This window comes from Pseudorhodobacter sp. E13 (genome assembly GCF_003991405.1).
Classification (GTDB): Bacteria; Pseudomonadota; Alphaproteobacteria; order Rhodobacterales; family Rhodobacteraceae; genus Pseudorhodobacter.
In genome coordinates, this window is the sequence record NZ_RPEN01000050.1 from 1 (window position 1) to 250 (window position 250).

At 59.2% G+C, this 250-nt stretch carries 1 pseudogene; it reads left to right on the top strand.

From position 1 onward, the window contains the following. Positions 1-89: 89 nt before the first annotated feature. Positions 90-212: pseudogene (locus EGN72_RS19345) on the top strand (IS3 family transposase); the annotation flags it as partial. Between the last annotated feature and the right edge of the window lie 38 nt (positions 213-250).

Genomic DNA, 250 nt, shown 5'->3' on the forward strand with positions numbered 1-250 from the left:
TCGCCAGGGAATCCCCCCTCTCGCGGATGTAAACATCCGCTGCCCGTTGCCTGGCAGGGCATTGAAAATGCCCGAGAAGGAGGCAGCGGGTGAGGTATGCGTTCATTGCCGAGAACCGGCTGATCTTTGCGGTCCGCGCCATGTGCCGGATGCTGTTGGTTCATCCAAGCGGCTTTTATGCATGGTTGAGAGAGCCTTTGAGCCCGCGTGCGTAGGAAGATCAGCGTCAAACCGTGCTGCTGAAGCAGGC